Source organism: Enterobacter cloacae complex sp. P2B (assembly GCF_014895985.1).
Taxonomy (GTDB): domain Bacteria; phylum Pseudomonadota; class Gammaproteobacteria; order Enterobacterales; family Enterobacteriaceae; genus Enterobacter; species Enterobacter bugandensis.
In genome coordinates this window covers 29,944-43,929 of the sequence record NZ_JADBQQ010000027.1, presented here as the reverse complement: position 1 = coordinate 43,929, position 13,986 = coordinate 29,944, and the positions used below count along the sequence as shown (strand labels likewise).

The 13,986-nt window shown below is 56.0% G+C and carries 9 protein-coding genes; 7 read left to right on the top strand and 2 right to left on the bottom strand.

All coding sequences use genetic code 11. The features are described 5' to 3' along the window. The first annotated feature begins 122 nt into the window (after positions 1-122). On the top strand, positions 123-995 hold the full coding sequence (gene alkA, locus IM313_RS21705; RefSeq protein ID WP_192971307.1) for a DNA-3-methyladenine glycosylase 2: 873 nt from the start codon (positions 123-125) through the stop codon (positions 993-995). Here the strand turns inward: alkA and IM313_RS21700 are convergent. Beyond that, positions 960-4,289 carry a diguanylate cyclase gene (locus tag IM313_RS21700; protein ID WP_192971308.1) on the bottom strand — a complete coding sequence of 1,110 codons (3,330 nt, stop codon included), beginning with the start codon at positions 4,287-4,289 and terminating at the stop codon, positions 960-962. The genes alkA and IM313_RS21700 overlap by 36 nt on opposite strands. 343 nt (positions 4,290-4,632) lie before the next feature. Here IM313_RS21700 and udk point away from each other — a divergent pair, with 343 nt between their 5' ends. From udk to asmA, 3 genes are all read left to right on the top strand, one after another. Beyond that, on the top strand, positions 4,633-5,274 hold the full coding sequence (udk, locus tag IM313_RS21695; RefSeq protein WP_008500855.1) for a uridine kinase: 642 nt from the start codon (positions 4,633-4,635) through the stop codon (positions 5,272-5,274). A gap of 91 nt (positions 5,275-5,365) precedes the next feature. Next, positions 5,366-5,947, top strand: coding sequence for a dCTP deaminase (gene dcd / locus IM313_RS21690; RefSeq protein ID WP_028013805.1), 582 nt, complete (start codon positions 5,366-5,368; stop codon positions 5,945-5,947). A gap of 22 nt (positions 5,948-5,969) precedes the next feature. Further along, positions 5,970-7,820, top strand: coding sequence for an outer membrane assembly protein AsmA (asmA, locus tag IM313_RS21685; RefSeq protein ID WP_047363151.1), 1,851 nt, complete (start codon positions 5,970-5,972; stop codon positions 7,818-7,820). A gap of 92 nt (positions 7,821-7,912) precedes the next feature. On the opposite strand, the gene IM313_RS21680 is transcribed toward asmA, so the two are convergent. Further along, a complete protein-coding gene (locus IM313_RS21680) occupies positions 7,913-9,496 on the bottom strand; it encodes a TerC family protein (protein WP_047363153.1) in 1,584 nt (527 codons plus the stop codon). 692 nt (positions 9,497-10,188) lie between these two features. Here IM313_RS21680 and IM313_RS21675 point away from each other — a divergent pair. Genes IM313_RS21675 through wzc form a run of 3 tightly spaced genes read left to right on the top strand, consistent with a single transcriptional unit; the run spans position 10,189 to position 13,943 of the window. Then, on the top strand, positions 10,189-11,328 hold the full coding sequence (locus IM313_RS21675) for a polysaccharide export protein (RefSeq protein ID WP_014170829.1): 1,140 nt from the start codon (positions 10,189-10,191) through the stop codon (positions 11,326-11,328). 6 nt (positions 11,329-11,334) lie between these two features. Continuing rightward, on the top strand, positions 11,335-11,778 hold the full coding sequence (gene wzb, locus IM313_RS21670) for a low molecular weight protein-tyrosine-phosphatase Wzb (protein WP_045629833.1): 444 nt from the start codon (positions 11,335-11,337) through the stop codon (positions 11,776-11,778). 2 nt (positions 11,779-11,780) lie between these two features. Next, a complete protein-coding gene (gene wzc, locus IM313_RS21665) occupies positions 11,781-13,943 on the top strand; it encodes a tyrosine-protein kinase Wzc (RefSeq protein ID WP_041909110.1) in 2,163 nt (720 codons plus the stop codon). The last annotated feature ends 43 nt before the right edge of the window (positions 13,944-13,986 follow it).

Here is a 13,986-nt window from a genome sequence, read left to right as displayed (position 1 = left end):
CCCATGCCGGTGAGAAGGGGCGAGACTTTAACGAAATGTCTGCATCGCGACAACAGGAATATGAAAGCAAGGCAAAACAAGGTCTTTCCGTTTATGCTGATAAAAATAAAAAAGGAGCAGCGATGTATACCCTGACGTGGCAACCCCCTTACGACTGGCAGTGGATGTTTGGCTTTCTCGGCGCGCGTGCGGTGACGGGCATTGAAACCGTCACGAGCGACTACTACGAGCGCAGCTTTGCCTGCGACGGCCATCAGGGGATATTTCGCGTGACGCCGGATATCGCTACCCATACGCTGATTGTGACGCTCAGCCCGGGGTTGGTTCCGGTTGCGCAGACGTGTCTTGAACGCATCGCGCGCCTGTTCGATCTCGCCTGTAACCCGCAGCACATCGCGGATACGCTGGGGGATTTCGGCGCTGCCCGCCCCGGCTTGCGTCTGCCGGGGGCGATGGATGCGTACGAGCAGGGCGTTCGGGCCATTCTCGGGCAGTTGGTCAGCGTGGCGATGGCGGCGAAACTGGCTTCCCGCGTTGTCGCCCTGTGCGGTGAGCCGGTGAAGGATGCACCGGGTTATGTCTGCTTTCCCTCCCCGCAAGCGCTGGCCGCTGCCGATCCGCTGGCGCTCAAGGCGCTCGGGATGCCGGTAAAACGCGCGGAGGCGCTGATTCATCTGGCGCAGTCGGTTGTTGACGGGACGTTTCCGCTGACGCCGCCTGAGGACGTTGAGGCGGGCATGAAGGCGCTACAGCAGCGGCCGGGCATCGGGCGCTGGACGGCAAATTATCTGGCCCTGAGAGGCTGGCAGGCGAAAGATGTGTTCCTGCCGGATGATTATCTGATAAAGCAACGTTTCGCCGGGATGACTCCCGCGCAGATCCGTCGTTACGCCGAGCGCTGGAAGCCGTGGCGCTCCTACGCGCTGCTGCACATCTGGTATACCGACGGCTGGACGCCGTCAGTTGATGGCGAAATAACTGGTGTTGAGCAGTAGATCCAGCGGCTGCGGCTCGGCGATGGTGTCGCCATAGATAAAATCAATGCCGATGCCGGAAAGCGTATCCATCATGATGGGCTGGTTGCAGGGGCCCGCGATGGTTTTCATCCCCAGACGCTGGGCGTGGCCCTGAACGATGGTCACCATCATCTCATCCATCAGATTGCCATACACGTTGCTCACCACCTCGGCGTCGAGCATCAGATAATCGGCCATGTTCGGGCTCAGGTGGCTGAAGACGTTCATGTCGCGCCCTATCTGGCTGAAGATCACCCGGCAGCCCGCCTGGCGAAGCTTTTGCAGCCCTCGCTGCAGGTTCTCATCCGGATTACACACCACGTCGCTCGCGATAACCAGATGCAGCAGACGGCCCGGCATGGGGCTGTTATCGAGCAGGTCGAGGAGTTCATCGACCAGCGTTACGCTGGCTAAACCGGCGGCAGAAAGCGGCAGTGCTACCCCCATCCCTTTACGGGCGACCTGTGCGGCAGAGGTGCGGAAAAACTCACCAAAGATACGTCTGTCGAGGGCGTGCAGCAGTTCGGGCTCCGCCAGACCAGAACGGAAGGCGTGCTCCTCCTGGACTTCACCCTGGCTGGTCCACAGGCGTAGCGAAATCAGCCAGAAGTTACAGCTTTCCGGTATGCGCGGAGAGGCGACGCTGCGGGCTATCATCATCAGATGATTGTCTTTGATCATATGCCACTGTTCGTCCAGCGACATCATGCTGCGCGCGCTCCGATCCCGCTCCTGCTGCGGTTCGTACACCGTCACGATGCCGCGGCCGCTGTTTTTCGAGGCATAACAGGCAATATCCGCCTGCGACATCACTTCTGACGCCTGGTTATTATGCTCATCAATCAGCGTGATCCCTGCGCTGGCGCCAATCCGGTGCAGGCGACCTTCCCACATAAAGTGATAGTCATTGATGGTATGGATCAAACGCCCGGTGATATAGCGCGCGCTCTCAATATTGCAGTCCGGCAGCAGCAGCCCAAACTCGTCGCCGCCCAGGCGCGCCAGCACGTCGCTGGAGCGAAGCATGGTTAACATCATGGAAGAGAGTTCCCGCAGCAGGGCATCTCCCGCCGCATGGCCTGCGCTATCATTGACGGCTTTGAAGCGGTCCAGATCGATAAAGACCAGCGCATGACGCTGACGCGTCTCGCGAACGGTTTGCAGAAGCCGTTTGAGATGGTTTTCGAAGCTGACCCGATTTGCCAGGTGGGTGAGGGCATCGTGCGACGCGCTGTAGCTTAGCTGACGCAGCATTTTGCGCGACTCGGTGACGTCCTGAATAACGATCACCGAGCCAATACTGTGCCCATCAAGGGTACTGAGTGGCGTAATGCTGTAATGGATATCAAACGATCCGCCGGTGCGGCAGTTCAGCACTACATCCTGGTCGATATCGGAGCGTGACATATCGCCGCTGTGAATATTCTCCATCAGCTGGCCCCGTTCCCCAAAGGTGATGTGTAACACCTTCAGGATCGGCTGGCCGATGGCCTCGGTCTGCAGCCAGCCGCTCATCTTCTCGGCGACCGGGTTCATAAAGGTGACGTTCATGTCGATATCGGTACAGAGCACCGCTTCGCCGATGGAGTCGAGCGTGATGTGCAGACGCTCTTTTTCCTGAAACAGCGCTTCGTTAAGCTCCTTCACCTCGGTCATGTCCATATTGATGCCGAGCAAACGTTCGACTTCACCCTCTTTATTCAGCACCCGGTTTGCCAGGGAGCGTATATGGCGCACGCCTTCCTTCACGCGGATACGGAATTCAAGCTTAAACGGCAGACGAGAAACCAGTGAATCCCGCAGCACCTGCTCCGCATGGGCGCGATCCTCCGGCAATATTCTTTCGTGCCAGAGCTGCCAGGTGGGCTTGATGTGCGGCGGAATTTCATACAGCTCAAACATCCGCTTATCCCAGCTGATGATGTCTGGCTCCAGATCCCACTCCCAGATGCCGATGCCGCCCGCTTCGTTGGCCAGCGTAATGCGCTCCATCAGGCGCTTATTGACCCACTCGGTCTGCTTCAGATCGTTAATGTCTTCAATCTGGGCGATGAAATAGAGCGGCGAGCCATCGGCATGGCGCACGACGGAGACGGCCAGAAGCGCCCAGACGACCTCTCCGTTGCGCGTGTAATAGCGCTTTTCAAGGGTGTAGGTGTTGATCTCGCCGTTGACCAGCTGTTCCAGCTGTTCCAGGTCGGTATGCAAATCTTCCGGCCAGGTGAGCTGCTGGAAGGTGAGCGACTGTAGCTCGGTCTGGCTGTAACCGAGGAAATTGCACAGCGCCTTGTTGGCCTGAAGCCACTGGCCCTCCATGCTGACTAACGCCATACCGATGGCGGAATACTCCATCGCATTACGAAAGCGCTCTTCGCTCTCGGTGATGTGTTTGCGTTCGGCACGGAAGGCATACATCACCATGGTCATCACGTTAGCGGGGAGGAGGAGCATCAGGAACGGCAGCCACGGCGCGTTCATCATCGGCCCGGCATGTTGGGTGGTCAGCGCCGAAGGGTTATGGGCAATCATCAGTGAAACGACCATCACGGTAACCAGAAACACCATGAACGCTTCCATCCGCGGCAAGCGCACGGCGCTCCACATCAGCAGGACAATCACGCAGGTAAAGGGCCACGGCAGCCAGGTGATGGATGCCCAACTGAGGGCCAGCGTTACGGCCATGGTAACCAGGGTTTCCAGCAGCAATCTCGGATCACGGTGGCGGAGCAGGTAATGGGATTTAAACAGCAGCCCCAGCGGCACCAGTGCCAGCGCGCCAATGGATTCAGATAGCACCCAGACGATGAAATTACGCAGCGGCTCAGGGCCGGGGATCAGAAGCGTCATCAGAATACCGCCCACCAGCGGCGGCACCAGCGCGCTGCCTATTGCCAGGCGGATCCAGTCGTTTAAATTTTGCAGCGGGTTGTACCACGGAAGCAGCTTGCGCAGCAACACGGCACCGATGAGGGCCTCAATAACGTTTATTGCGGTGTAGGTGGGGGTTATCGACGCCCAGGAGAACAGCATCCACGAGGCCAGAATATTGCCAAATGAACAGGCCAGGGCTATCCCGGGCCACATTTTTCCTGCATGGCGGTAAAACGCCACCATCATAATGGCGGTAGGAAACCAGAGTGGCGCCAGCAGGGTACCGAAGCGGGTAAGCTCCAGCGAAAATAAGGTAAAGATAAAGGTGACCAGGCCCAGACAGACAAGTCGTAATAAAGGATGTGGGGTGGTAACCAAAACCCGCTGGTATTGTTTATTCATTACCGCTTTATCCAGAGACGCCATGCCGTCAGGAGAGAAGTGCGCACGAGTGAATTTGATAATTTGGTTTATGCTAGTACAAACAATTTACAATTCATATGGCGACTGCTCATAATTTGACATCATAGACTTATTAAATAGTTACTCGCTAAAAAATTCCTGTTAAACGCTGAAAAAACGGTCATTAAAATTTCTCTCAGGGAGCAATGTGCCACTTTTCAGCCTGTCTCGCAGAACCTGCGCATTCGACTGGTATCACGCCCGCGAAATCCCTATAATTGCCGCGTTTGACGCTCCGGCGTCGTCCTTCCTTAACATCCAGGTTATTCAGGTCGCTAAATTTATGACTGATAAGTCTCATCAGTGCGTCATTATAGGCATCGCCGGCGCATCGGCTTCAGGTAAAAGTCTAATTGCCAGTACGCTTTATCGCGAACTGCGTGAACAGGTAGGTGATGAGCATATCGGCGTCATTCCCGAAGACAGCTACTACAAAGATCAATCCCATCTGTCGATGGAAGAACGTGTAAAAACCAACTACGACCACCCGAATGCGATGGATCACAGTTTACTGTTCCAGCATTTAGAAGCGCTTAAGAGCGGCCAGGCGATCGAACTGCCCGTTTACAGTTACGTAGAACACACCCGTACCCAGGAAACGATCCGCATCGAGCCGAAGAAGGTCATTATCCTTGAAGGCATCCTGCTCCTGACCGACGCCCGCCTGCGTGAATCCATGAACTTCTCCATCTTTGTCGATACCCCGCTGGATATCTGCCTGATGCGCCGCATCAAGCGTGACGTTAACGAGCGCGGCCGTTCGATGGACTCCGTCATGGCGCAATACCAGAAAACGGTCCGTCCGATGTTCCTGCAGTTTATTGAACCATCCAAACAATACGCCGATATCATCGTGCCTCGCGGGGGCAAAAACCGCATTGCTATTGATATCTTAAAAGCGAAAATCAGCCAGTTTTTTGAATAAGCCGCGCGAATTGTGTACCGTTCAGAGATAACCTGGTTTTACCCTGAGCGTTCAACGGCTCAGGGTACGATGCATGAAAGGAGAAAGAACCATGCGTCTTTGCGATCGTGATATTGAAGCCTGGCTGGATGAAGGCCGCTTGTCTATTACCCCACGTCCCCCCGTGGAGCGCATCAATGGGGTGACCGTTGATGTACGGTTGGGGAATAAATTCCGCACCTTTAGCGGTCATACCGCGCCGTTCATCGACCTCAGCGGGCCGAAGGATGAAGTCAGCGCCGCGCTCGATCGCGTCATGAGTGATGAAATCATCATTGACGAAGGTGAAGCTTTTTATCTGCACCCGGGTGAACTGGCGCTGGCGGTGACGTATGAATCCGTGACCCTACCTGCGGATCTCGTCGGCTGGCTTGATGGCCGTTCTTCTCTGGCCCGCCTGGGGCTGATGGTTCACGTGACCGCGCACCGTATCGACCCAGGCTGGTCCGGCCGTATCGTGCTGGAGTTCTTCAATGCCGGTAAACTGCCGCTGGCGCTGCGCCCCGGAATGATGATCGGTGCATTAAGCTTTGAACCGCTGACAGGCCCGGCAGACAGGCCTTATAACCGCCGCCAGGACGCAAAATACCGCGACCAGCAGGGTGCGGTTGCCAGCCGTATTGATAAAGACTGATCGTTAGTCCATTGAGGATGCCATGAGAAGAGTTCTGACAACGCTGATGATTTTGCTGGTAGTGCTGGTTGCTGGCCTTTCGGCGTTGGTTCTGCTGGTTAACCCGAATGATTTCCGCGCTTACATGGTGCGGCAGGTCGAGGCACGCAGTGGTTACCAACTGAAGCTTGACGGGCCGCTGCGCTGGCACGTCTGGCCGCAGCTCAGCATTCTCTCTGGCCGCATGTCGTTAACCGCGCCGGGCGCGGCACAGCCGCTGGTCTCTGCGGACAACATGCGTCTCGATGTGGCGCTGATCCCGCTCCTCTCCCATCAGCTGCAGGTTAATCAGGTGATGCTGAAGGGCGCGGTCATTCAGCTTACCCCGCAGACCGAAGCCGTGCGCGACGCGAATGCGCCGGTTGCGCCGCGCGAGAATACCTTACCGGATGAACCGTCCGATACGGGCTGGTCCTTTGATATAGGCAAACTGAAAGTGGCCGATAGCGTGCTGGTGTTCCAGCATGAGGATCAGGAGCAGGTCACCGTTCGCAACATCAACCTGCAGATGGAACAGGATGAACACCATCTTGCGTCGCTGGAATTTAGCGGACGGATAAACCGCGACCAGCGAGATCTGTCCCTCTCGTTGAATGCAAACGTGAATGCGTCGGACTACCCGCATCAGCTGACGGCCGACATCCAGCAGCTTAGCTGGCAGCTGACGGGAGCGGATCTCCCGACCCAGGGGATCGCCGGGCAGGGGACGCTGCAGGCCGTATGGCGCGAAGAGCAAAAACAGCTGGCGCTTGATAATCTTAACCTGCAGGCCAACGACAGCAGCCTGAAAGGGCAGGCGAGCGTCACGCTCGACGATAAGCCGAAGTGGGTGCTAAACCTGCAGTTTGACAAGCTCAACCTGGAGAACATCCTGCCACCGGTGCCGGCAAGCGCAACGGACAGCGATGCCGTGCAGACGGGGCAAAGCCAGTCACCGGTGTCGCGTCCGGTTATCTCATCCAACCTTGAACAGCCTGACTATAACGTGCTGCGCGGCTTCACGGCGGATATTCTGCTGAAAGCCAACAGCGTGCGCTGGCGCGGTATTGATTTTACCGACGTAAGCGGCCAGATGTTCAACCACAACGGGTTGCTGGTAATTTCAGAACTGAGCGGCAAAATGGGGGCGGGTCACCTGTCACTTCCGGGTACGCTGGACGTGCGTAAGGACGTTGCCAGCGCTGAATTCCAGCCGCGTCTCGACAACGTTGAGATTGGCAGCATCCTCAAAGCCTTTAACTATCCGATATCCCTGACGGGTCAGCTGACGCTGGCGGGCGATTTCTCAGGCACCAAAATTGATGCCAACGCCTTCCGCCGTGAGTGGCAGGGCGAGGCGCATGTTGACCTGAAAGATTCGCGAATGGAAGGGCTCAACTTCCAGCAGCTGGTTCAGCAGGCGGTGGAGCGCAGCAGCGATGTTAAAGCCCAGGAAAACTACGACAGCGCAACTCGCCTCGACAGCTTCACCACTGACCTGACGCTGGATAACGGGGTGCTGACGCTGGCCGGGATGCAGGGAACTTCATCTATGCTGTCGTTAACCGGAGAAGGCTCGCTGGATCTGGTCAAAGAGACGGCGGACACGCGCTTTAACGTCCGGGTGCTTTCCGGCTGGCAGGGCGAAAGCAAGCTGATTGACTTCCTCAAAGAGACGCCGGTTCCGCTTAGCGTATACGGCAAATGGCAGGCGCTGAACTACAGCCTTCAGGTAGATCAGATCCTGCGTAAGCATCTGCAGGATGAAGCGAAGCGCCGGCTCAACAGCTGGGCGGATCGTAATAAAGATTCCCAGAACGGCAAGGATGTGAAGAAGCTTCTGGATAAGCTTTGACGGCGGTGCGGCCTGATGCCCTCACCCAGACCCTCTCCCACGGGAGAGGGAGCAAACACTAAAACGGCAACGGGGTTGCCGTTTTGGTTTACCTAGACCTCAAAATCCAGCTCTTCCTCATCCCGCAGTGGAATAAGCTGCACTTTCTGCACGCGATGGTTTTCAATCTGCAGGGTTTTAAGCAGATAGTCGCCCACCTGAACCTCTTCTCCCGGCTGCGGGATGCGCTGCAAATACTCCATCAGCAGACCGGCAATGGTGTGGTATTCCCGTTTTTCATCCAGCGGTAGCGGCACGTACTGCACAAGGTCTTCCAGCGGCATGTGGCCGTTGGCCGTCCACGAGCCGTCAGCGTTTTTCTGAATGTCGTGGCGGGCATCAATCTCATCCACCTCGTTTGGCAGATTACCGGCGATGGTTTCCATTACGTCGCTGAGCGTGACCAGCCCTTCCACCGAACCAAATTCATCCACCACAAACGCGAAGTGGGTGCGCGCGTTGCGGAACTGCTCAAGCGCGGAGAGCAGCGGAAGCGCTTCCGGGAAGACCAGCGGCTGGCGTACCAGCGCGCGCAGGTTGAGCGGCTCGCCGTGCAGCTGCTGCTGGAGCAGGTCAATCACGTGTACCACCCCCAGCAGCTCCTCTTCCTCTTCACCGCCGGTGACCACCACCCGGGTGTGCTGGTTTTTATCCAGCAGGGCGCGGATCTGCTCTTCCGGTGCCGTGAGGTCAATATGCTCAATGTCATGCCGGGAGGTCATGATGCTGCTGACCGTGCGCTGATTCAGGTTGAGCACGCGCTCGATCATCAGCCGCTCCTGCGGGTTAAAGATTTGCCCGTCGCTGTGATCGGCCAGCAGGGCAGAGGATTCGGCGTCCAGCTCGGCATCCTCTTTCCTGCCGCTCAACAGGCGCATCACGGTGTCGGCCGTGCGCTGGCGCAGGGTCTGATTCGCGGAGAGAAACCGGCGGCGGTTAAATATCGCCAGCTGGTTGAGCGCTTCAATCATGACGGAGAAGCCAATGGCGGCGTACAGGTAGCCTTTCGGAATGTGGAAGCCGAAACCGTCGGCAACCAGGCTAAAGCCAATCATCAGCAGGAAGCTGAGACAGAGGATCACGATTGTCGGGTGGCTGTTCACAAAGCGGGTCAGTGCTTTGCTCGCCATCACCATCAGCGTGATGGCGATAATTACCGCGGCCATCATGACGGCGAGATGGTCCACCATCCCGACGGCGGTAATCACCGAATCCAGGGAGAAGACTGCATCGAGCACCACAATTTGCGCCACCACCGGCCAGAATCTCGCCCCGCGTCGCTGGGTCGGGTTCTCGCTGTCCTTGCCTTCGAGCCGCTCGTTAAGCTCCACCGTGGCTTTGAACAGCAGGAACAGCCCGCCGAAGAGCATGATCAGGTCGCGTGCGCTAAAGCTCAGGCCGCGAACAGAGAACAGAGGCTGAGTGAGCGTGACCATCCAGGAGATAGAGGCCAGCAGCAGTAAACGCATCACCATCGCCAGCAGCAGACCCGTCACGCGCGCGCGGTCGCGCTGGGAAGGGGGCAGTTTTTCAGCGAGGATGGCGATAAACACCAGATTATCAATACCGAGCACTAATTCGATGACGACCAACGTCACCAGCCCGGCCCAGATTGATGGATCGGCAATCCATTCCATAGTAATAGCAATACCTTCTGTTATATGACGAATGTCACACTTCGATCATGGATAAAGCTGGGGGAAAATGCAATGTCGGGCTGAGATTTCTCTTAATACGATGCGTAAAAAAGAGAGCAGTCTCAGATGAGTGTAAATAAGCAAAATACGTATATTTTATTATTTTGAGTGCTTTTTAGGATATATCGCAGATAATGGTTTTTACTCTCTTTTTGTCAATATAAAGAAAATCCTAAAAGGTCAAAACTTTGCTCTTAATATTAATCTTAAAAACAGATATTAGGACAGTTGTCTCCTTGCCTGCTATTAGGTTAGCTGCAACAATTCTCCCAGCATCAAATGTTAAATCTTGTTGTTGCTATTATTGTTTTGGTCTTCGGAATGGTCATTCATTATCCGTTGTGTATTTCAAGCGGCTGATATATTTCCAGAAGACCTTACTCAAGAGGGTGTCTATCCATAACACATTGTTTAGTCAGTGGATTGGTAACTGAAAGCCAAGGGCGGTAGCGTGCCTGAAAGCGTGTGAATCAGCCTCGATTATTCTGTCAATAGCCAATAGATGAATAAGCTTTTTTTAGGACTGATGCCAGTTATATTCCTTTTTGATTAACTGCATGCTGAAACCCAATACGTCTCAGGCTTATTTAAATTGCACAGGATAATTACTCTGCCAAAGTGATAAATAATCAATGATGAAATCCAAAATGAAATTGATGCCATTATTGGTGTCTGTGACCTTGATGAGTGGTTGCACGGTCTTTCCCGGCAGCAATATGTCAACAATGGGTAAGGATGTGATCAAGCAACAGGATGCCGATTTTGATCTCGACAAAATGGTGAATGTTTATCCACTAACGCCACGTCTGGTCGAACAATTACGTCCACGTCCGAATGTTGCCCAGCCGAATATGTCTCTGGACCAGGAAATTGCCTCCTATCAGTATCGCGTGGGGCCGGGCGACGTGATCAACGTGACCGTCTGGGACCACCCTGAACTGACCACGCCAGCGGGCCAGTACCGTAGCTCAAGCGACACCGGGAACTGGGTACAGTCAGATGGCACCATGTTCTATCCGTACATTGGTAAAGTACATGTCGCCGGAAAAACGCTTGCCGAGATCCGTAGTGATATTACCGGCCGCTTAGCGCAGTACATCGCCGACCCGCAGGTGGACGTTAATATCGCCGCATTCCGCTCGCAAAAAGCCTATATCTCCGGTCAGGTGAACAAATCCGGCCAGCAGGCCATCACCAACGTTCCGCTCACCGTTCTGGACGCCATTAACGCCGCGGGCGGCTTAACCGACGGCGCCGACTGGCGCAACGTGGTGCTGACCCACAACGGCAAAGAGCAGCGCATTTCGCTGCAGGCGCTGATGCAAAATGGCGACCTGACCCAGAACCGCCTGCTCTATCCGGGCGATATTCTCTACGTACCGCGCAACGACGATCTGAAAGTCTTCGTGATGGGTGAAGTGAAGAAACAGAGCACCCTCAAAATGGACTTCAGCGGCATGACCCTGACCGAAGCGCTGGGCAATGCTGAAGGTATCGATCTGACCACCTCTAACGCGACCGGTATCTTCGTCATCCGTCCGCTGAAGGGTGAAGGCAGCGCGAAGGGCAAGATTGCCAACATCTACCAGCTGGATATGTCCGATGCGACGTCTCTGGTGATGGCGACGGAGTTCCGTCTCCAGCCATACGATGTGGTTTACGTCACCACCGCGCCGGTTGCCCGCTGGAACCGTCTGATCAACCAGTTGCTGCCAACCATCAGTGGCGTTCGCTACATGACGGATACGGCGCGCGACATTCATACCTGGTAATCCGCGATGTTTAACAAAATTCTGGTGGTATGCGTGGGGAACATTTGCCGTTCCCCCACGGCTGAACGGCTGTTGAAACAGTACCAGCCCGAGTTAACGGTCGAGTCCGCAGGGCTGGGCGCGCTGGTGGGCAAAGGTGCCGACGAGCGCGCCACGAGCGTGGCCCGCGATCACAACCTCTCTCTTGACGGGCATATCGCCCGCCAGGTCACCGGCCGCATGTGCCGGGAGTATGACCTGATTCTGGCAATGGAAAAACGCCATATTCATGCGCTGTGCGATATCGCTCCGGAGATGCGCGGCAAGGTGATGCTGTTTGGTCACTGGGACAACGAACGCGAAATCCCCGATCCGTATCGCAAGAGCCATGAAGCCTTCGAGGCGGTTTACACCTTACTTGACCAGTCTGCCCAACAGTGGGCGCAGGCACTGAAAGCTCAGCAGGGATAACAATGACAGAAAAAACAAGACCTTCTGCCGCCCCGACTTCGGGCAGTGATGAAATTGATATTGGTCGCCTGGTCGGCACGGTTATCGAGGCAAAGTGGTGGGTGCTTGGCATTACTGCCGTGTTTGCCGCAGCGGCCGTCGTGTATACACTGTTCGCCACACCTATCTACAGCGCCGACGCGCTGGTGCAGATCGAGCAGAATACCGGCAACTCGCTGGTGCAGGATATCGGCTCCGCGCTGGCGAACAAACCGCCAGCATCCGACGCTGAAATTCAGCTGATCCAGTCGCGTCTGGTGCTGGGTAAAACGGTTCACGACCTCGGACTCGACATCTCCGTCACCAAAAATACGTTCCCGATCTTCGGTGCCGGCTGGGACCGTCTGATGGGGCGCAGCAATGACACCGTAAAGGTCACTGACTTTGTGCTGCCGAAAGGGGCGGGGGATCAAACCTTTACCCTGACGGTGCTGGGCCCGAAACAGTATCAGCTGACCAGCGATGCGGGCTTTAGCGCACGCGGCGAAGTGGGGCAGATGCTGAACAAAGACGGCGTTAGCATGATGGTTAGCGCGATCCACGCCCAGGAGGGCGGTGAATTCACCGTCACCAAATTCTCCACGCTGGGAATGATCAACAATCTGCAGAACAACCTGACCGTCACCGAAAACGGTAAGGACACCGGCGTGCTGAGCATGACCTTTACCGGTGAAGATAAGGATCAAATTCGCGACATCCTGAACAGCATTACCCGCAACTACCTTGAGCAGAACGTCGAGCGCAAGTCGGCGGAAGCGGCGAAAAGCCTGGCGTTCCTCGCTAAACAGCTCCCGGAAGTGCGTGCCCGTCTGGATGATGCTGAGAACAAGCTGAACGCCTACCGTCAGGATAAAGACTCCGTCGACCTGCCGCTGGAGGCGAAATCGGTTCTCGACTCGATGGTGAATATTGATGCGCAGCTCAACGAGCTGACCTTCAAAGAGGCAGAGATTTCCAAGCTTTACACCAAACGCCACCCGGCCTACCGCACGCTGCTGGAGAAGCGCCGCACTCTCGAAGAGGAGAAGGCGAAGCTGAACGACCGCGTGACCGCGATGCCGAAAACGCAGCAGGAGATCGTGCGTCTGACCCGCGACGTGGAGTCCGGACAGCAGGTTTACATGCAGCTGCTGAACAAACAGCAGGAGCTGAAAATCACCGAGGCCAGCACCGTGGGCGACGTGCGCATCGTCGACCCGGCCATTACCCAGCCTGGCGTACTGAAGCCGAAGAAAGCGCTGATTATTCTCGGCAGCATCATTCTTGGCCTGATGCTCTCAATCGTTGGCGTCCTGCTGCGCTCGCTGTTCAACCGCGGCATCGAAAGCCCGCAGGTGCTGGAAGAGAGTGGTATCAACGTCTATGCCAGCATTCCGCTGTCTGAGTGGCAAAAATCCCGTGACAGCGTCAAGACCATCAAGGGCGTTAAGCGTTACAAACAGAGCCAGCTGCTGGCCGTGGGTAACCCAACCGACCTGGCGATTGAAGCGATCCGCAGCCTGCGTACCAGTCTGCACTTCGCCATGATGCAGGCTAAAAACAACGTCCTGATGTTAACCGGCGTCAGCCCGTCAATCGGTAAGACCTTTGTCTGTGCCAACCTGGCGGCCGTGGTGAGCCAGACCAACAAGCGCGTGCTGCTGATCGACTGCGATATGCGTAAGGGTTATACCCACGAACTGCTGGGCACCAACAACGTGAACGGTCTGTCGGAAATCCTGCTGGGTCAGGGAGAGATTAGCCAGAGCGCCAAGCCGACCTCGATTCCGAGATTCGACCTGATCCCGCGTGGTCAGGTGCCGCCGAACCCGTCTGAACTGCTGATGAGCGAACGCTTCACCCAGCTGATTGAGTGGGCGAGCAAAAACTATGACCTGGTGCTGATCGATACGCCGCCAATTCTGGCCGTGACCGATGCCGCCGTGGTTGGCCGTCATGCGGGTACCACGCTGATGGTGGCGCGCTATGCGGTGAATACCCTGAAGGAAGTGGAAACCAGCCTGAGCCGCTTCGAGCAGAACGGCATTGAGGTGAAAGGGGTCATCCTGAACTCCATCTTCCGTCGTGCGACCGGGTACCAGGATTACGGTTATTACGAGTACGAATACAAGTCTGACAGCAAATAACAAAACACCCCCCCTCACCCTAACCCTCTCTCCTGAGGGGAGA

Excerpts from the sequence above, each read along its gene's own strand:
- alkA (WP_192971307.1), top strand. The coding sequence starts at position 123 with ATGTATACCCTGACGTGGCAACCCCCTTACGACTGGCAGTGGATGTTT.
- udk (WP_008500855.1), top strand. The coding sequence starts at position 4,633 with ATGACTGATAAGTCTCATCAGTGCGTCATTATAGGCATCGCCGGCGCA.
- IM313_RS21680 (WP_047363153.1), bottom strand. The coding sequence starts at position 9,496 with ATGGAATGGATTGCCGATCCATCAATCTGGGCCGGGCTGGTGACGTTG.
- dcd (WP_028013805.1), top strand. The coding sequence starts at position 5,366 with ATGCGTCTTTGCGATCGTGATATTGAAGCCTGGCTGGATGAAGGCCGC.
- IM313_RS21700 (WP_192971308.1), bottom strand. The coding sequence starts at position 4,289 with ATGAATAAACAATACCAGCGGGTTTTGGTTACCACCCCACATCCTTTA.
- wzc (WP_041909110.1), top strand. The coding sequence starts at position 11,781 with ATGACAGAAAAAACAAGACCTTCTGCCGCCCCGACTTCGGGCAGTGAT.
- asmA (WP_047363151.1), top strand. The coding sequence starts at position 5,970 with ATGAGAAGAGTTCTGACAACGCTGATGATTTTGCTGGTAGTGCTGGTT.
- IM313_RS21675 (WP_014170829.1), top strand. The coding sequence starts at position 10,189 with ATGATGAAATCCAAAATGAAATTGATGCCATTATTGGTGTCTGTGACC.
- wzb (WP_045629833.1), top strand. The coding sequence starts at position 11,335 with ATGTTTAACAAAATTCTGGTGGTATGCGTGGGGAACATTTGCCGTTCC.